This is a genomic window from Streptomyces sp. NPDC002817, assembly GCF_053592055.1.
In genome coordinates this window covers 202259-219697 of sequence record NZ_JBSFUY010000004.1, presented here as the reverse complement: position 1 = coordinate 219697, position 17439 = coordinate 202259, and the positions used below count along the sequence as shown (strand labels likewise).

Genomic DNA, 17439 nt, shown 5'->3' with positions numbered 1-17439 from the left:
CGCGTTTCGATGGGAGCCCAAGTCACCCTTCAGCCTCGGCGCAGCTGTGAGCTCTGTGGACTCCTCCGAAGGGAACTGGTATCAGTTCCCGTATCTGATGAACCGTCAGAGTCAGTCCCGGGGAGGCAGTCGCCATGACCGAGCTCGTGGAACACGGACAGCTGTTCATCGGCGGGGAGTTGACCGACCCCCTGGGCAAGGACGTCATCGAGGTGATCTCCCCGCACACCGAGGAGGTCATCGGAAGGGTGCCGCACGCCTCGGCCGAGGACGTGGACCGGGCGGTCGCCGCGGCGCGCAAGGCGTTCGAGGAGGGACCCTGGCCGCGGATGACGCTCGACGAGCGCATCGAGGTCGTCTCCCGTATCAAGGACGGCATCCTCACCCGGCACGAGGAGATCGCCCGCGTGATCTCCTCCGAGAACGGCTCGCCGTACTCCTGGAGCGTCCTCGCGCAGGCGCTCGGCGCGATGATGGTGTGGGACGCGGCGATCACGGTCGCACGGAACTTCACGTACGAGGAGCAGCGCGACGGCGTCCTCGGCAAGATCCTGGTCCGGCGCGAGCCGGTCGGTGTCGTGGCGGCCGTGGTCCCGTGGAACGTCCCGCAGTTCGTCGCCGCCGCCAAGCTCGCGCCCGCGCTGCTCACCGGCTGCACGGTGGTGCTGAAGCCGTCGCCCGAGTCGCCGCTGGACGCGTACATCCTCGCCGAGATCACCCGCGAGGCCGGGCTGCCGGAAGGTGTGCTGTCGATCCTGCCCGCCGACCGGGAGGTCAGCGAATACCTGGTCGGGCACCCGGGCGTGGACAAGGTCTCCTTCACCGGGTCGGTGGCGGCCGGCAAGCGCGTGATGGAGGTGGCGTCGCGCAATCTGACGCGCGTGACACTGGAGTTGGGCGGCAAGTCGGCGGCGGTCGTCCTGCCGGACGCGGACATCGAGACGTCCGTCCCCGGGATCGTGTCGGCGGCCTGGATGAACAACGGCCAGGCGTGCGTGGCCCAGACCCGCATCCTCCTGCCGCGCTCGCGCTACGACGAGTTCGCGGACGCCTTCGCCGCCGCTGCGAGCGCCCTGGTCGTCGGCGACCCGCTGGACCCCGCGACGCAGGTGGGCCCGCTGGTGGCGCGGCGCCAGCAGCGCAGGAACCTCGACTACATCCGCATCGGCCAGGAGGAGGGCGCCAAGATCCTCACGGGCGGCGGCCGCCCGCCGGGCCTGGACCGCGGCTGGTACGTGGAGCCCACCCTCTTCGGCGACGTCGACAACTCCATGCGGATCGCCCGCGAGGAGATCTTCGGCCCGGTCATCTGCCTCCTTCCCTACGGCGACGAGTCCGAGGCCCTGAAGATCGCCAACGACTCCGACTACGGCCTCTCCGGCAGCGTCTGGACGGCCGACGTGGCGCACGGCATCGACATCGCCCGCCAGGTCCGTACGGGCACCTACTCCGTGAACACCTTCAGCCTCGACATGCTGGGCCCGTTCGGCGGCTACAAGAACTCCGGTCTGGGGCGGGAGTTCGGCCCCGAGGGCTTCGGCGAGTACCTGGAGCACAAGATGATCCACCTCCCGGCCGGCTGGGAGGGATGACCGGCCATGGGTGACCGCTGGCAGGTCGAGGTCGACCGCTCCATCTGCATCGGCTCGGCCCAGTGCATCCACCACGCCCCCGACGGCTTCCACCTCGACACCGGCCGCCAGTCCCACCCCGTCGAACCGGAGACGGACGCCAACGAGAAGGTCCTGGCGGCCGCGGAGAGCTGCCCGGTGGAGGCGATCATGATCACGCTGCTGGGAAGCGGGGAGCCGGTGTTCCCGCCGGAGGAGTAGGGGCTTACGCTCCAGCGGTCGTCACAGGACCGAACCGGGCAGGGGAACGTGCACAAGAGCGAGGCCAGGCAGCTGATCGAGCAGGCGTACCAGGCCTGGGACGCCGAGGCGTGGCTGCGCGCCGCCGAGCTCTTCGAGCAGGTGCTCGCCCATTTCCCGGACGAGGAGCCGAGCGCGGAGTGGTGGTACGACGCCGCGCTCGCCCACAAGTTCCTGCGCAACTGGCAGAAGGCGTACGAGCTGGGGCGCGAGGCCGCCGCCCGCGCCCCGCGCGGTGAGGGCGAACCGGCGTTCTGGAACCTCGGGATCGCGGCGACGATCCTGCGGGAGTGGGCGACGGCACGGGACGCCTGGGCCGGATTCGGCATCGAACTCCCCGACGGGGAGGGCGAGATCGAGGCCCGCCTCGGGAACGCGTGTGTACGCCTCGACACCGGCGGACAGCAGGAGGTCGTGTGGATCGAACGGCTCTGCCCGACGCGCGGCCGGGTGGTCAACGTGCCCGTCACCGGAGGGCGGCGGTACGGCGAGATCGTCGTCCACGACGGCGTGCCGAACGGCGAGCGGATCGTCGACGGCACGACGTACCCCGTCTTCGACGAGCTGCTGCTCTTCGAGGCCTCCGAGGTGCCCACCCTGGAGGTCACGGTGAACGCGGGCGAGCGGGCCGACCTGGAGGCGCTCCTCGTCCTGTTCGCCGAGCACGGCTACGGCGCCGAGCCCGCCAGCTCCGTACGCATGCTGTGCGCGTGCTGCAGCGAGGGCACGCACCAGCAGGAGCGGAGTGCCGAGGCGGGTGCCCAGTCGGTCTCGCTGGCCGCCCCGCCGGAGGAGGCACGGCGGTTGCTGGAGCTGTGGGCCGGGGAGGCCCTGATCGGGCGGAGCTGGAGCAGGCTGGAGCCGGTGGGCTAGTTCTCCGGTGCCGTCAGGTCGATCAGCTTGCACACCGTCTCGATGTCGATCTTCACCTGGGCGATCGAGGCGCGGCCCGAGAGCCAGGTGATCAGGGCCGAGTGCCAGGTGTGCTCGATGACGCGGACCGCGGAGAGCTGAACCGGGGTCGGGTCCTCGATGCCCATCGCGTCCAGGATGATCACCGTGGTCTGGCGGGAGACCTGGTCGACCTCGGGGGAGACGCTGCGGTCGGCGAAGGTGAGGGCGCGGACCATCGCGTCGGCCAGGTGGGGCTCGCGCTGGAGTGCGCGGAACGCGCGCATCAGGGTCTCCGCCACCCGCTCGGCCGCCGTCTCGCCCTGCGGCGGCTTCTTCCGCAGGGTGCCGTGCATGTGCTCCAGCTGGTCCTGCATCGTGGCGACCAGCAGATGGATCTTGGACGGGAAGTAGCGGTAGAGCGTGCCCAGCGCCACCTGCGAGGACTCCGCGACCTCCCGCATCTGCACCGCGTCGAAACCGCCCCGGCTCGCCAGCTGCGCGCTCGCGTGCAGGATGCGGCGACGACGGGCCTCCTGCCGCTCCGTGAGGGGCGCAGAGGCGGGGCGCTGGGTGATGGCTTCCGCAGGCATGGGTCCCGTCCGTGACAGTCGGTGAGGGCGAGTGATCACACAGCATGTCAGGGGTGTCAGTGGTGGCGTGAATCACCTGATCCACTGCTCACAGTGCCCCTACCTGCCGGTAGATTCAGAGCCTCTTGAACGATCAAGTCTGAAACTTGTTCTAGATTAGCGTCCCGGCGTAATCTCGCGGGAAACAGCAGGGAGAAGGGGGCCCGGAGTGACCGCTGAGGCCAGTCGGGCGGCGGGTTCCCAGGAGGACCCGGCCGCGGACGGCGAGCGACCGCTCAACATCGCACTCCTCACCTACAAGGGAAACCCGTTCTGCGGCGGCCAGGGCGTCTACGTCCGCCACCTCTCCCGCGAACTGGCCCGCCTCGGCCACCACGTCGAGGTCATCGGCTCCCAGCCCTATCCCGTCCTCGACGAGGGCGACGACATCGACGGCCGACTGAGCCTCACGGAGCTGCCGAGCCTCGACCTGTACCGGTCCCCGGACCCCTTTCGCACCCCCAAGCGCGACGAGTACCGCGACTGGATCGACGCCCTCGAAGTGGCGACCATGTGGACCGGCGGCTTCCCCGAGCCGCTGACGTTCTCCCTGCGCGCCCGCCGCCATCTGCGCGCCCGGCGCGGCGAGTTCGACGTCGTGCACGACAACCAGACGCTGGGATACGGCCTCCTGGGCGACATCGGCGCCCCCCTGGTCACGACGATCCACCACCCCATCACCGTGGACCGCCAGTTGGAGCTGGACGCTGCCGAGAGCTGGGGCCAACGCCTGGCCAAGCGGCGCTGGTACGCCTTCACCCGCATGCAGAAGCGCGCGGCACGCAGGCTCCCGTCGGTCCTCACCGTCTCCGGCACCTCCCGCCAGGAGATCGTCGACCACCTCGGCGTCCGTGACGACCGCATCCACGTCGTCCACATCGGCGCCGACACCGACCTTTTCTCGCCGGATCCCACGGTGGCCGTGGTTCCCGGCCGGATCGTCACCACGTCCAGCGCCGACGTCCCGCTCAAGGGCCTGATCTTCCTGGTCGAGGCCCTCGCGAAGGTCCGCACCGAGCACCCCGACGCCCACCTCGTCGTCGTCGGCAAGCGCGCCGAGGACGGCCCCGTCGCCCAGGCCATCGAGCGCTACGGCCTCGAAGGCGCCATCCGCTTCGTCAAGGGCATCACCGACGCCGAACTGGTCGACCTGGTCCGCTCGGCCGAGGTCGCCTGCGTGCCGTCCCTCTACGAGGGCTTCTCCCTCCCCGCGGCGGAGGCCATGGCCACCGGCACACCGCTGGTCGCGACGACCGGCGGCGCGATCCCGGAGGTCGCGGGCCGCGACGGGGAGACCTGTCTGGCCGTACCGCCGGGGGACTCCGGGGCCCTCGCGACCGCCCTGAGTCGACTGCTCGGCGACCGTGACCTCAGGGCGCGGCTCGGACTCGCGGGACGTGAGCGGGTACTGGCGCGGTTCACCTGGGCCCGGGCCGCCGAGGGAACGGCGGCCCGGTACCGCGAGGCGATGGCCCTCCCGCCCGCGGCCACGCACGCCGGCCGCGTCGCACCCGCGGCCGAAGAAGTTGTTGACGTTGTATCCGATCGCGAAAGCAGGGCCACGTGCTGACCGTCGACTTCTCCCGGTTCCCGCTAGCCCCGGGCGACCGCGTCCTGGACCTCGGCTGCGGAGCCGGCCGGCACGCGTTCGAGTGCTACCGGCGCGGCGCGCAGGTCGTGGCGCTGGACCAGAACGCCGAGGAGATCCGCGAGGTCGCCAAGTGGTTCGCGGCGATGAAGGAGGCCGGCGAGGCCCCCGAGGGCGCGACGGCCACCGCGATGGAGGGCGACGCCCTGGCGCTGCCGTTCCCCGACGAGTCCTTCGACGTCGTGATCATCTCCGAGGTCATGGAGCACATCCCGGACGACAAGGGCGTACTCGCCGAGATGGTCCGGGTGCTGAGGCCCGGCGGCCGGATCGCCATCACCGTCCCGCGCTACGGCCCCGAGAAGGTCTGCTGGACCCTGTCCGACGCCTACCACGAGGTCGAGGGCGGCCACATCCGCATCTACAAGGCGGACGAGCTCCTCGCGAAGATCCGCGAGGCCGGCCTCAAGCCGTACGGCACCCACCACGCGCATGCCCTGCACTCGCCGTACTGGTGGCTGAAGTGCGCGTTCGGCGTCGACAACGACAAGGCGCTGCCGGTGAAGGCGTACCACAAGCTGCTGGTCTGGGACATCATGAAGAAGCCGCTGGCGACGAGGGTCGCCGAGCAGGCCCTCAACCCCTTGATCGGCAAGAGCTTCGTGGCGTACGCGACCAAGCCGCACCTGCCTTCCGTGGATGCTCGGTGACCACTCCCCGCACCGAACACCTCGTCCTGTCCGGGGTCCTCACCGCCGAGCAGGCCGCCGCGACCGTCTCCGGCGTCCTCGCCGTGCAGCGCGAGGACGGGGCGATCCCGTGGTTCCGCGGTCACCATCTCGACCCCTGGGACCACACCGAGGCCGCGATGGCCCTGGACGCGGCGGGCGAGCACGAGGCCGCCGAGCGGGCGTACGACTGGCTGGTCCGGCACCAGAACGAGGACGGTTCCTGGTACGCGGCCTACCAGGACGGGGCGTTCGACGACGTCACCGACCGGGGCCGGGAGACGAACTTCGTCGCCTACATAGCCGTAGGCGTGTGGCACCACTACCTCTCGACGGGCGACGACACCTTCCTCGACCGCATGTGGCCGACGGTCCACTCGGCGGTGGAATACGTCCTGCGGCTCCAGCAGCCCGGCGGCCAGATCGGCTGGAAGGGCGAGGACGACGGCACGTTCACCACGGACGCGCTGCTGACGGGTTCCTCGTCCATCCACCACGCCCTGCGGTGTGCGCTCGCGATCGCGGAACAGTGCGAAGAGCCGCAGCCGGACTGGGAGTTGGCGCTGGGCATGCTGCGGCACGCCATCCGCCGCCACCCCGAGCGGTTCCTGGACAAGGACCGCTACTCCATGGACTGGTACTACCCGATCCTGGGCGGCGCGCTCACGGATGCGGAGGCCAAGTCCCGTATGGAGACGGACTGGGACCGGTTCGTCGTACCCGGGCTCGGGGTGCGGTGCGTCGTCCCCAACCCGTGGGTGACGGGAGGCGAATCCGCCGAACTCGCCCTCGCGCTCTGGGCGATGGGCGAGTCCGACCGAGCGCTGGACATTCTCCAGTCGATCCAGCATCTGCGGGATCCGGAGAGCGGGCTGTACTGGACCGGGTACGTCTTCGACGACGGCGCCATCTGGCCCCAGGAGCTGACCACTTGGACGGCCGGGTCGCTGCTTCTGGCGGTCGCCGCGCTGGGTGGTCATGAGGCTACGTGCGCCGTGTTCGGCGGGGACCGTCTGCCGAGCGGGTTGGACCCGGACTGCTGCGCCTGAGAGCTCGGGTGGTTCGGGCGCGGGGCGGGGCGAGGGTTCGTGGTGGCTTGTCGCGCAGTTCCCCGCGCCCCTAAGTCGCTTCAGTGGCGGTGGACTCGATTCGCGATCGCGTGTCCGATGAACAGGTAGACCACTGCCGCCAAGCCGTACCCAGCCACCACCCTTGCCCACGCCTCGTCGAACGTGAACAGGTCGTGGCTCCAGCCCGCCAGCCAGCGAGCCGCGTCGTGGATGAACTGCACGAAGTCGTTCGCGCGGTTCGCGTCCAGCAGGTACATCACGATCCAGAGGCCCAGGATGAGGGCCATGATGTCGGCGACGATCGCTATGACCGTGCCGGCCGAGTTGGCACCGCTATATCGAGAGGACATAACCATCGGGTTGCCGCTCATTCCTGTATGAAACCCGAACGGGTTCGACGTACCGGTGGATCGTGAAGCCGTGACAGGCGGGGAAGTTCGAGAGCGGCGCGGACGGCAGGAAGCCGGCGTTGGTCAAGGCCGGCCTCGCCGGGACCTTCGCCTGCAACCGCCTCAAGGCCGCCGCCCACAACGCCGGGGGCGACCCCACCCTCGCCAAGGCGTCGCGCCCTCACTGCTGGCATCTTCGACGACGTCATCAACCAGGTGCAGGATGCCGCGAATTGCGCGGGCGCGGAGGTCACGGAAAAAGTGCCGTCGGCGTCCGAGCTCACGGGTTGAGCTCGGCCAGCACCCGCAGCGACTCCCGGTCCGGTGACAGCGCCAGGAGGTCCGTCACCGGGCCCTTGCGCCACAACTCCAGGCGTTCGGCGATGCGTTCGCGAGGGCCGACGAGGGAGATCTCGTCGGCGAAGGCGTCGGGGACCGCCAGCACCGCCTCCTCGCGGCGGCCTTCGAGGAAGAGGCGCTGGATGCGGCGGGCCTCCTCCTCGTATCCCATGCGTGCCATCAGATCGGCGTGGAAGTTGCGGGCCGCGTGGCCCATGCCGCCGATGTAGAAGCCGAGCATGGTCTTCACGGGGAGCAGGCCCTCGCGTACGTCGTCGCAGACCCGGACCTGGGCCATGGGGGCGACCAGGAAGCCCTCCGGGGCGTCGGAGAGGGAGGCCTCGTAGACCTCGGGGCGGGTGGGGGACCAGTAGAGGGGGAGCCAGCCGTCGGCGATGCGGGTCGTCTGGGCGACGTTCTTCGGGCCCTCGGCGCCGAGGAGGATCGGGAGATCGGGGCGCAGGGGGTGGGTTATCGGCTTCAGGGGCTTGCCCAGGCCGGTCGCGTCCGGACCCGTGTAGGGGTGGGAGTGGAAGCGGCCGGCGAGTTCGACGGGGGCCTCGCGCCTGAGGACCTGGCGTACGACGTCGACGTACTCGCGCGTCGCGGTCAGCGGTGACTTCGGGAACGGGCGGCCGTACCAGCCCTCGACGACCTGTGGGCCGGAGAGTCCCAGGCCGAGCATCATGCGGCCCCCGGAGAGGTGGTCCAGGGTGAGGGCGTGCATCGCCGTCGTGGCCGGGGAGCGGGCCGCCATCTGGGCAACCGCCGTGCCCAGCTTGATCCTTGAGGTCTGGGCCGCGATCCAGGTCAGGGGCGTGAAGACATCCGAGCCCCAGGACTCGGCCGTCCACACGGAGTCGTAACCGAGCCGCTCCGCCTCCTGCGCCAGCGGTACGTGGTCGGGATTGGGGCCGCGACCCCAGTAGCCGAGTGCGAGACCGAGCCGCATAGCCGCCTCCTGACGGTGTGTCAGTTCACCGGTCGAGGGAGGTGACTGTACGACAACGGCCCCCCGCCCGGAAGGGCGAGGGGCCGTGCGTTGATGTCGCTTCGGGATCAGCCGCGCTGGATGCCCGAGGTGTCCTGCAGCACGCCGCGACGGCCGTCCTGCGTCTGCGCGACCAGGTTCGCGCCGCGCTGCTCGACGGCCAGGTACCAGGTGCCCGGGGCGAGTTCGGCGATCGGCGACTGCGAGCCGTCCTCAGCGAAGAGAGGGCGTGCCACCGGCACCGCGAACCAGAACGGGGAGAAGTCCCCGGCCGGCTGGGGCGCCTGAGGCTGCGGCTGGCTCGGACCGGGCTGCGGCTGGCCGCCGTACGGCTGACCCGGCTGCGGCTGGCCACCGTAGGGCTGCGGCTGACCCGGCTGCGGAGCGCCCGCGCCCGGGTAGCCGTAACCGCCGGGCGGCTGGGCGCCGTAGGGCTGGGGGGCGACGGGGCGGGGGGCCGGGACGAGGGCGGCCTGGAGGGCGGGGACGAGCGGGGTGGCGATGGCGCCACCGGCCAGGACCAGGGCGGCGATGAAGCCGAGGATGAGACCGGCGGCGGCGCTGGAACCGTCGCTGATGTCCACCAGGGTCCAGAACAGGCTCCACGTGACGAGCACGGCGAACGCCGCGCCCACCGTCCCGAGGTCCAGACCGGCAACCTTGCGCGGCTGCGGCAGGAGGTGGTTGACGACGATCAGCGCGGCGCCGATGACACCGCCCATGTACGTGCCGAGGCCGTAGCCGAGGTTGTCCCACGCGGTGACGGAGATACTGCTGTACCCGTCGACGGTGTAGAACTTGAGGAACGACGAGATGAAGAGCAACACCGCTGCTCCGATCACCACGCCGTCGCCTCGAGTGAGGGAGCGGATATTCACTTCAGTCGGTCCTTCGTCTGTTGTCTCGTCGTCGGCATCGCTGGAGGCGTCGCTGTCACCATGTCGCCGTCAGGCCCCGGTGTGAAGCGCGGGGGTGGCCCCTCATCGTAAAGACGACCTTATCGTCCGCCCGACGAAGCTGTCCGCAGAGATCAACCCGCGAACCACTACCCGCGCAGGAAACTCACAATCCCCTCAGAGATCCCCTGCGCCGCCTTCTGCCGCCAGGCACCGCTGGTCAACTGTGCCGCGTCCTTGGTATCGCGCATGTTGCCGCACTCGATGAACACCTTGGGAACCGTTGACAGATTGAGACCGCCGAGGTCCTTACGCGTGACCAGCCCGGTGCCGTCGCCGACATAGTTGGAGGGGGCGCTGCCCGTGACGCGGACGAAGTTGCCGGCGATGCGCTCGCCGAGTTCGGCGGAGGAGGCGACGATCGGGCCGGTGTCGGCGCCGCCCGCCTTGACCTTGCCGGGGAGGATGACGTGGAAGCCGCGCCGGCCGGCGCCCGCGCCGTCCGCGTGGATCGACACCACGGCGTCCGCGTCCGCCTTGTTGCCGATGCTCGCCCGCTCGTCGATGCACGGGCCGAACGTCCGGTCGCCGTCCTGCGTCAGCTTCACCGTGGCGCCCTGCTTCTCCAGCAGGGTGCGCAGACGGTGGGCCACGTCGAGGGTGAACTTGGCTTCCGCGTAACCGGAGTTGGTGGACGTGCCTGTCGTGTCGCACTCCTTCCAGCCGGTACCGATGTTCACCTTCTTGTTGATCTCGGCCGTGTGCTGGAAGTTGTTCGGGTTGTGACCCGGGTCGATGACGACGACCTTGCCCTTGAGGGGGCCGGAGGCGGCGGGTGCCGAAGTGGTGGGGGTGGGGCTCGGCTTCTCGTCGTCGGGCGCGGAGGTCGAGGATGTTGAGGGCGTCGAGGACGCCGTAGGAGAGGCGGGCGCGCTCGACGACGACGTCGGTGTCCCCACCGCCTCCTCGGAACCTCCACCGGATCCGCCCACCGTCTCGTACACCAGCCACCCGAGCAGCGCGCCCGGGACGAGCGCGGCGACCGCGACGGTGAGGGGGCGGCGCCGGGAACGGCGGGGCTGGGGAGGATCGAAGTCCGGGCCTACGTACGACACGACAGCCACCCTAGCGGCGGGTCACCGGCACGGCAGGCCGGTGGCCGCCGAGCGGGCCGCTTCATCCGAACGGCACCGTCGGTGTCGCTCACGGCTGGGTGGTATGCCGAGAATCGCCCATGAGTTCATATATGCGTGTCATGGCGAGCGTCCTCACCGCTGTCTCCGTCGCCGGGGCGGTCGTACTGGGAGCGTCGCCGACCCAGGCCGCCGCGTTCCCCTGCGCGCCGCCGGAAGACGTCTGTGCCGTCGACTACGTCTACGGCCAGCCGGGCGTCGGCACGGGCAACGTCATCCAGATCCCGGTCGACATCGACTTCAACGTGAAGCCCTGAGACCCGCGGCGCCTCAGATCCCCGCACCCACCCGCCGCAGCACCCGCAGCGTCCCCGTGACGGAGATCTCCGTGAACGCCCCCGACTCCAGCGCCCGCAGATAGATCCGGTACGGCGCCTGGCCGGTGAACTCGTCCTTCGGGTCCGGGTGCACGTCGTGGATGAGGAGGAGTCCGCCCTCCGCGACGTGGGGCGCCCAGCCCTCGTAGTCGGCGCTCGCGTGCTCGTCGGTGTGGCCGCCGTCGATGAAGACGAGGGCGAGGGGGGAGCTCCAGATCTTCGCGATCTGCGGGGAACGGCCGACCAGGGCGACGATGTGGTCCTCCAGGCCCGCCCTGTGCAGGGTGCGGCGGAACGTCGGCAGGGTGTCCATCAGGCCGATCTCGGGGTCGACCGTCCCGGGGTCGTGGTACTCCCAGCCGGGCTGCTGCTCCTCGCTGCCGCGGTGGTGGTCGACGGTCAGCGCGGTGACGCCGGCCGCGCGGGCCGCGTCGGCGAGCAGGATCGCCGAACGGCCGCAGTACGTGCCGACCTCCAGGAGCGGCAGCCCGAGAGTGCCGGCCTCGACCGCCGCCGCGTAGAAGGCGAGGCCCTCGTCCACCGGCATGAATCCCTTCGCCGCCTCGAACGCGGCCAGGATCTCGGGCTTGGGTGCCGCGGTCATGGGCGGGGGCCTTCCGGTCGTACGTGTCTCTGGGCGCCCCATGGTGCACCACACCCCCGCCACGGGGGCGACGGGGGTGTGGTGGGCCGGGAGGCCGAGTCCCTGGAGCCGTCCGACCTCCCACGCCCGGCACGGCACTGCTCGACCTGCTCTCCGCCCGGTTTGCGCAGGCGCTGGAGGCGGCGGAAGCCCTCTCGCCGGGGACCTGTCAGCGGGCGCTGACCATGCGCATCAAGGCGTTCATGCGCCAGAAACTGCAAGACCCGGCGCTGAAGCCGCCCGTGACAGCGGCCGCGCATCACGTCTCGGTGAGTTACCCGCACCGGCTCTTCCGGCAGGACTCCACCGGAGAAACGGTCGCGGCCCGGATCCGCAGTCGGCTCCTGGCGGGCGCCCCCCGCGATCTGGTGGACCCCGCGCCCCTCGGACTTCACCCGTGCCTTCCGTGGCGCGTACGCCCTCTCGCCCCACGAGTACCGCGTACGGGCGCAGTCCGCGCGCGAGCCGGGACAGGAGCGATATGGAGCAATTGTGGAGCTGGTGGGGAGCCGTTGTGGACGCTGTGACAACACGCCTGTGGACTCGCAGCTAACGACAGCACCGGGAGTCGCCCCGCATTGTGATCGGCGGGGGTGATCGTCATGGCGGTTTCACCGCGAGGGCACAGGGGCTGCACAGGTATCGGATTCTGAGTTTTCGGTGACCTCTCCCATGCCCTTCGGCCGCCTTTCATCTTCCCTTCGCATCTTGCGTGAACCGATTCTCATCGCTGCTCAACCCGCACTTTTCTCCTGCCCGTTCACAGCAATCAGGGGACACGAATGCGCTTACGCACGAAGAAGGACGACTCGCACAAGGACGACCCGCAGAAGAACGCGGGCTTCCGGAGACGGAGAGCCCAGAGGACGGCCGCGGTCATCGCTCTGATGACCCTCGGTCTCGGCGCGCTCGGCACTGCTCCGGCCCAGGCGGACGCGTCAGCCACCGGGCGACAACTGGACTACCAGGGACACCGGTTCACCGTGCCGAGCTCCTGGGAGGTGGTCGACCTCGCGAAGACCCCGAACGCCTGCGTGCGATTCGACCGGCACGCGGTGTACCTCGGCCGTCCCGGCGCCGACCAGGACTGTCCCAGCCACCTCGTGGGACGCACCGAGGCCCTGGTCATCGAGCCGGCCGACAACCCGGCGGATCGGCGGGGCACGGTGGCCGAGCCCGTCGAGCGCGAGTACCGCGCCAAGGCGGCCAAGGTGAGCGTCACGGCGACGTACGGCACGGACCCGGCGCTCGTCCGGAGCATCCTGGGCGGAGCCGGGATCCCGGCGACCGCTCCCCGCACCCAGGAACCCGCCGAGACCGGGGCGCCCTCGTCGTCCGCCCCGCTTCTCACCGCGCAGGCCGACGCTCTGCCGGCGACCGCCACCAACTTCACCGGCAAGGGCTTCGACGCCTGTGCCGCCCCCTCCTCCGCCGCCATGAGTGCCTGGCAGACCAGTTCGCCCTACAGTGCGGTCGGGATCTACATCGGCGGCTCGCAGCGCGCCTGCAGCCAGCCCAACCTCACGGCGAGCTGGGTGCAGCAACAGGCCGACGACGGATGGCGGTTCATCCCGATCTACGTCGGCACGCAGGCCTCGGGCATCACCTCGCCCGCCAACCAGGGCATCAGCGCCGCCAACGCCGCCATCAGCGACGCCGTCGCGCTCGGGTTCAGCCCCGGTTCGACGCTGTACTACGACATGGAGGCATATGCCTCGTCGCTCAGCTCCAAGGTGCTGGCCTTCGAGTCCGCCTGGACCGAGCAACTCCACTCCCGGGGCTACCACTCCGGGATCTACAGCAGCAGCGGCTCCGGCATCAAGGACCTGGTCGACAACTACAACGGCTACACCATGCCAGACGTCATCTTCGACGCGCTCTGGAACGGTGTCGCGGACACCGCCGACCCGGTGGTGCCCAGCTCACGCTGGAGCAACCACCAGCGGATCCACCAATACTCGGGCGGCCACAACGAGACCTGGGGCGGTGTCACGATCAACATCGACCAGGACTATCTGGACGTCCAGATCTCCACGGCCGCGGCTCCGCATGGCCGGGTGTGGGACCGGTCCAGGCCGGACGGCGGCCCCTGGGACACCAACGCCGAACTGATCGACACCAACGACGCGATCAACTCGGTTTCCGCGTCCGCACTGCCCAACGGCACGGTCCACGTCCAGAGCCTGGTCGGCGGCGAGATCTGGGACCGCACCCGGGCCGCCAACGGCACCTGGAGCAACGCGACGAAGATCGACGCCCACGGCGCCATCACCGACATCGCCTCCGCCGCCCTGCCCGATGGCACCCTGCACGTCCAGGCCGTCGTCAACGGTGAGATCTGGGACCGTACCCGGGCCGCCAACGGCACGTGGAGCAACGCCACACAGATCGACGCGGGCGGCGCGGTCACCGACGTGGCCTCCGCGGCCCTCCCCAATGGCACCCTGCACGTCCAGGCCCTCGTGAACGGTGAGATCTGGGACCGTACGCGGGCCGCCAACGGCACTTGGGGCGGCAGCACGATGATCGACGGCAACGGCAGCATCAAGGACGTCGCCTCCGCGGCGCTGCCCGACGGCAGCCTGCATGTGCAGGCCCTCGTCGCCGGTGAGGTCTGGGACCGTACCCGTTCCGAGAGCGGCGCGTGGAGCAACTCGACGAAGATCGACGCGGGTGGAGCGGTGAAGCAGATCTCCTCGGCCGGCCTGCCCAACGGTGACCTGCACGTCGAGGCCGTCGTCAACGGCGATGTCTGGGACCGCGTCCGCAAGGGCACCACCGGCAACTGGTCCGTCAGCAGCCTGGTCGACAACAACGGCGCCATCTTCGGCACCTACGCCACCGCCACTCCGGACGGCACCCTCCACGTCGGCACCAACGCCTGACCGACGTCTCTCACCACACCTCATTCGCCAACTCCCTTAGGAGAACTGTGTCCTTCAGCATGCTCAAAAACCGTGGCAGATCCGCCGCGGTCGGCATGGCCGTCGTGGCGGCGAGCCTCCTGGGCGCCGTCCAGACCGCCGGTGCGGCCCCCGCGGGGGGCGTGTCCGCCGCCGCGGACGCCGACCACGGCAGCAGCGGGCAGGGCCCGGTCACCCCGGTGACCGGCAGCGCCTCCGACAGTCGGGCCGCGGCCGTGGCCTCCCCGGCCATCACCCGCGACGAGGTCATCCGCCGGGCAAAGAGCTGGGTCGGGATCGGCCTCGACTACAACCAGTCCGGCTACTACCAGGGCTGGCGCACGGACTGCTCCGGCTATGTCTCGATGGCCTGGAACCTGGGCTCGTCCCTCACCACCAACACGTTCATTCCGGAGGACGTGGCGGAGTGGAGCACCAAGGACAGTCTGAAGACGGGCGATGTCCTGCTCAACGAGGCCAGCGGCAGCAGCGGGCACGTGGCCCTCTTCGACTCGTGGACGGACTCCACCCACACGGAGTACATGGGCTACGAGTTCACCGGCTCCGGCGTCCACTACCGCCCTATCCCGTACCCGTACTTTTCGGGGTACGGAACCTTCAAGCCCGCGCGGCTGAAGAGCATCGTCGGTGAGACGAGTCGGCCCGCCGGGCGGGTCTGGGACCGCTCGCGTCCGGACGGCGGCCCCTGGGACGCCACCGCCGACCTGATCGACGCGGGCGGCGCCGTCAACGCGGTCTCGGCGTCCGGCCTGCCCAACGGCACGATGCACGTCCAGGCGCTGGTCAACGGTGAGATCTGGGACCGCACCCGCGCCGCCAACGGTACCTGGGGCGCCTCGTCGAAGATCGACGCCAATGGCAACATCAGTGACGTGGCCTCCGCCGGCCTGCCCGACGGCACCTTGCACGTCCAGGCGCTGGTGAACGGTGAGATCTGGGACCGTACGCGGGCCGCCAACGGCACCTGGGGCAATTCCACGAAGATCGACGCGGGCGGCGCCATCACGGACATCGCGTCCACCGCGCTGGCTGACGGGACCCTGCACGTGCAGGCGGTCGTGAACGGCGAGATCTGGAACCGTACGCGGGCCGCCAACGGCACCTGGGGCGGCAGCTCCCGCATCGACGCGGGCGGCGCCATCACGGACCTGTCCTCGGCTGCGGGGGCTGACGGGACCCTGCACGTGCAGGCACTCGTGAACGGTGAGATCTGGGACCGTGCCCGCGCCGCCAACGGCACCTGGGGCGGCAGCACGAAGATCGACGCCGGCGGCGCGGTGAAGCAGCTTTCCTCCGTCGGCCTGCCCAACGGTGACATCCACGTCCAGGCCGTCGTCAACGGCGATGTCTGGGACCGGGTCCTCAAGGGCACCACCGGCAACTGGTCCGTCAGCAGCCTGATCGACAACAACGGCGCGATCTTCGACACCTACGCCGCCGCCACCCCGAACGGCACGCTCCACGTCGGCACCAACGCCTGACGGCAGGTCAACTCCTGAGCGCCGTGAGGTGCTCGAACCATCACCCCGGTGCCCGGTACCGCCCGGGCACCGGGGTTTCCCATGCCGTTTTCACCCTCTTGGAGGCCTTCAGTGTCCACTCGCAGACTCACCGCCGCTCTCCTGGTGCCGGCCGCCGCCATGGCCCTGGCCACCGCGCTGCCGAGCCCGGCTCAGGCCGCCTCGGTCGCCACCTGGGACAAGGTCGCCGAGTGCGAGAGCGGCGGCAACTGGAGCATCAACACCGGCAACGGCTATTACGGCGGGCTGCAGTTCAGCCTCAGTACCTGGAACGCGTACGGCGGCGACGCCTACGCGACCTACCCGCACCTGGCGACCAAGAAGGAGCAGATACTGACCGGCGAGAAGGTCCTCGCGGGGCAGGGCGAGGGTGCCTGGCCGACGTGCGGGCCGCTGGCCGGGCTGGGCAGCGACCACGCCGACCCGTACCCGCCCTCCGCTCCGCAGGGCGGCCGGGTGTGGGACCGGACGCGACCCGACGGGGGCCCATGGGACGCCACCGCCGACCTGATCGACGAGGGCGGCGCCGTCAACATGATCTCCGCGGCCGGTCTGCCCAACGGCACGGTCCATGTCCAGACCCTGGCAGGCGGTCAGGTCTTCGACCGCACCCGCGCCGCGGGTGGCGCCTGGGGCAACGCGACGAAGGTCGACGGCAACGGCAACATCACCGACATCGCCTCCGCCGCCCTGCCCGATGGCACCCTGCACGTCCAGGTCGTCGTCAACGGTGAGATCTGGGACCGTACCCGGGCCGCCAACGGCACCTGGGGCGCCTCGTCGAAGATCGACGGGGGCGGCGCGGTCACCGACGTGGCCTCCGCTGCCCTCCCCAATGGCACTCTGCACGTCCAGGCCCTCGTGAACGGTGAGATCTGGGACCGTACCCGGGCCGCCAACGGCACCTGGGGCGGCAGCACGAAGATCGACGGCAACGGCAGCATCAAGGACCTGGCCTCCGCGGCGCTGCCCGACGGCAGCCTGCATGTGCAGGCCCTCGTCGCCGGTGAGGTCTGGGACCGTACCCGTTCCGAGAGCGGCGCGTGGAGCAACTCGACGAAGATCGACGCGGGTGGAGCGGTGAAGCAGATCTCCTCGGCCGGCCTGCCCAACGGTGACCTGCACGTCGAGGCCGTCGTCAACGGCGATGTCTGGGACCGCGTCCGCAAGGGCACCACCGGCAACTGGTCCGTCAGCAGCCTGGTCGACAACAACGGCGCCATCTTCGGCACCTACGCCACCGCCACTCCGGACGGCACCCTCCACGTCGGCACCAACGCCTGAGCCATCGCAGTCACGCGCTTCCGACCCGGCCGTGACCGGGTCGACCGTGGCCTTCTGCCAGTTCTGTGTGGCGAAGGAGATGTCGACCCGGCGGCCGTCCTCGTTGCGCTGGGCGTGCGCGAGCGCGCCCAGCACCTGCCGTCCTCCGACGTGGCGGTGAACC

Annotated in this window: 16 protein-coding genes and 1 pseudogene; 11 read left to right on the top strand and 6 right to left on the bottom strand. The window is 70.2% G+C overall.

Annotated features, from left to right (window positions below; genetic code table 11):
* The first annotated feature begins 134 nt into the window (after positions 1-134).
* From ACWD3I_RS09985 to ACWD3I_RS09975, 3 genes are read left to right on the top strand one after another with little or no spacing between them, the layout of a single operon-like run.
* Complete coding sequence (locus ACWD3I_RS09985; RefSeq protein WP_365398188.1) at positions 135-1592, top strand: aldehyde dehydrogenase; 1458 nt, start codon at positions 135-137, stop codon at positions 1590-1592.
* Positions 1593-1598: 6 nt separating this feature from the next.
* The gene (locus ACWD3I_RS09980; RefSeq protein ID WP_365398184.1) at positions 1599-1832 is read left to right on the top strand and encodes a ferredoxin; all 234 of its coding nucleotides are present in this window, start codon (positions 1599-1601) and stop codon (positions 1830-1832) included.
* A gap of 48 nt (positions 1833-1880) precedes the next feature.
* Positions 1881-2744, top strand: coding sequence for a tetratricopeptide repeat protein (locus ACWD3I_RS09975; RefSeq protein WP_365398182.1), 864 nt, complete (start codon positions 1881-1883; stop codon positions 2742-2744).
* Here the strand turns inward: ACWD3I_RS09975 and ACWD3I_RS09970 are convergent.
* Complete coding sequence (locus ACWD3I_RS09970; RefSeq protein ID WP_365398179.1) at positions 2741-3355, bottom strand: TetR family transcriptional regulator; 615 nt, start codon at positions 3353-3355, stop codon at positions 2741-2743. The two genes, ACWD3I_RS09975 and ACWD3I_RS09970, sit on opposite strands and share 4 nt — an antisense overlap.
* 208 nt (positions 3356-3563) lie before the next feature.
* On the opposite strand from ACWD3I_RS09970, the gene ACWD3I_RS09965 reads away from it, so the two are divergent.
* From ACWD3I_RS09965 to ACWD3I_RS09955, 3 genes are read left to right on the top strand one after another with little or no spacing between them, the layout of a single operon-like run.
* Complete coding sequence (locus tag ACWD3I_RS09965; RefSeq protein WP_365398176.1) at positions 3564-4964, top strand: glycosyltransferase family 4 protein; 1401 nt, start codon at positions 3564-3566, stop codon at positions 4962-4964.
* Positions 4958-5692, top strand: a complete 735-nt coding sequence (locus ACWD3I_RS09960; protein WP_365398173.1) for a class I SAM-dependent methyltransferase — start codon at positions 4958-4960, stop codon at positions 5690-5692. The genes ACWD3I_RS09965 and ACWD3I_RS09960 overlap by 7 nt, the downstream gene beginning before the upstream one ends.
* The gene (locus tag ACWD3I_RS09955; protein ID WP_365398170.1) at positions 5689-6759 is read left to right on the top strand and encodes a prenyltransferase/squalene oxidase repeat-containing protein; all 1071 of its coding nucleotides are present in this window, start codon (positions 5689-5691) and stop codon (positions 6757-6759) included. The genes ACWD3I_RS09960 and ACWD3I_RS09955 overlap by 4 nt, the downstream gene beginning before the upstream one ends.
* An 80-nt stretch (positions 6760-6839) precedes the next feature.
* On the opposite strand, the gene ACWD3I_RS09950 is transcribed toward ACWD3I_RS09955, so the two are convergent.
* Positions 6840-7130 (bottom strand): hypothetical protein, encoded by a 291-nt coding sequence (locus tag ACWD3I_RS09950; protein ID WP_351689881.1) that lies wholly within the window; start codon positions 7128-7130, stop codon positions 6840-6842.
* 41 nt (positions 7131-7171) lie between these two features.
* Between ACWD3I_RS09950 and ACWD3I_RS09945 the strand changes: the two are divergent.
* Positions 7172-7460, top strand: a pseudogene (locus ACWD3I_RS09945) (hypothetical protein); the annotation flags it as partial.
* Here the strand turns inward: ACWD3I_RS09945 and ACWD3I_RS09940 are convergent.
* The 3 genes from ACWD3I_RS09940 to ACWD3I_RS09930 all read right to left on the bottom strand — a co-directional run bounded on the left by ACWD3I_RS09940 (position 7450) and on the right by ACWD3I_RS09930 (position 10510).
* A complete protein-coding gene (locus ACWD3I_RS09940) occupies positions 7450-8460 on the bottom strand; it encodes an LLM class F420-dependent oxidoreductase (protein WP_365398167.1) in 1011 nt (336 codons plus the stop codon). The pseudogene ACWD3I_RS09945 and the gene ACWD3I_RS09940 sit on opposite strands and share 11 nt — an antisense overlap.
* A gap of 107 nt (positions 8461-8567) precedes the next feature.
* On the bottom strand, positions 8568-9344 hold the full coding sequence (locus ACWD3I_RS09935) for a DUF5336 domain-containing protein (RefSeq protein WP_365398165.1): 777 nt from the start codon (positions 9342-9344) through the stop codon (positions 8568-8570).
* A gap of 200 nt (positions 9345-9544) precedes the next feature.
* Complete coding sequence (locus tag ACWD3I_RS09930) at positions 9545-10510, bottom strand: N-acetylmuramoyl-L-alanine amidase (protein WP_365398162.1); 966 nt, start codon at positions 10508-10510, stop codon at positions 9545-9547.
* A 119-nt stretch (positions 10511-10629) separates the two neighbouring features.
* On the opposite strand from ACWD3I_RS09930, the gene ACWD3I_RS09925 reads away from it, so the two are divergent.
* Positions 10630-10845 (top strand): chaplin family protein, encoded by a 216-nt coding sequence (locus ACWD3I_RS09925; RefSeq protein WP_365398159.1) that lies wholly within the window; start codon positions 10630-10632, stop codon positions 10843-10845.
* 13 nt (positions 10846-10858) lie between these two features.
* On the opposite strand, the gene ACWD3I_RS09920 is transcribed toward ACWD3I_RS09925, so the two are convergent.
* The gene (locus ACWD3I_RS09920; protein WP_365398156.1) at positions 10859-11509 is read right to left on the bottom strand and encodes a class I SAM-dependent methyltransferase; all 651 of its coding nucleotides are present in this window, start codon (positions 11507-11509) and stop codon (positions 10859-10861) included.
* 821 nt (positions 11510-12330) lie between these two features.
* On the opposite strand from ACWD3I_RS09920, the gene ACWD3I_RS09915 reads away from it, so the two are divergent.
* From ACWD3I_RS09915 to ACWD3I_RS09905, 3 genes are all read left to right on the top strand, one after another.
* Entirely contained in the window at positions 12331-14433 is a 2103-nt protein-coding gene (locus tag ACWD3I_RS09915; RefSeq protein ID WP_365398153.1) for a glycoside hydrolase domain-containing protein, read from the top strand.
* A gap of 59 nt (positions 14434-14492) precedes the next feature.
* Positions 14493-15953, top strand: coding sequence for a hypothetical protein (locus ACWD3I_RS09910; RefSeq protein ID WP_365398150.1), 1461 nt, complete (start codon positions 14493-14495; stop codon positions 15951-15953).
* A 111-nt stretch (positions 15954-16064) separates the two neighbouring features.
* Positions 16065-17276 (top strand): transglycosylase family protein, encoded by a 1212-nt coding sequence (locus ACWD3I_RS09905; protein ID WP_365398147.1) that lies wholly within the window; start codon positions 16065-16067, stop codon positions 17274-17276.
* Positions 17277-17439: the final 163 nt, after the last annotated feature.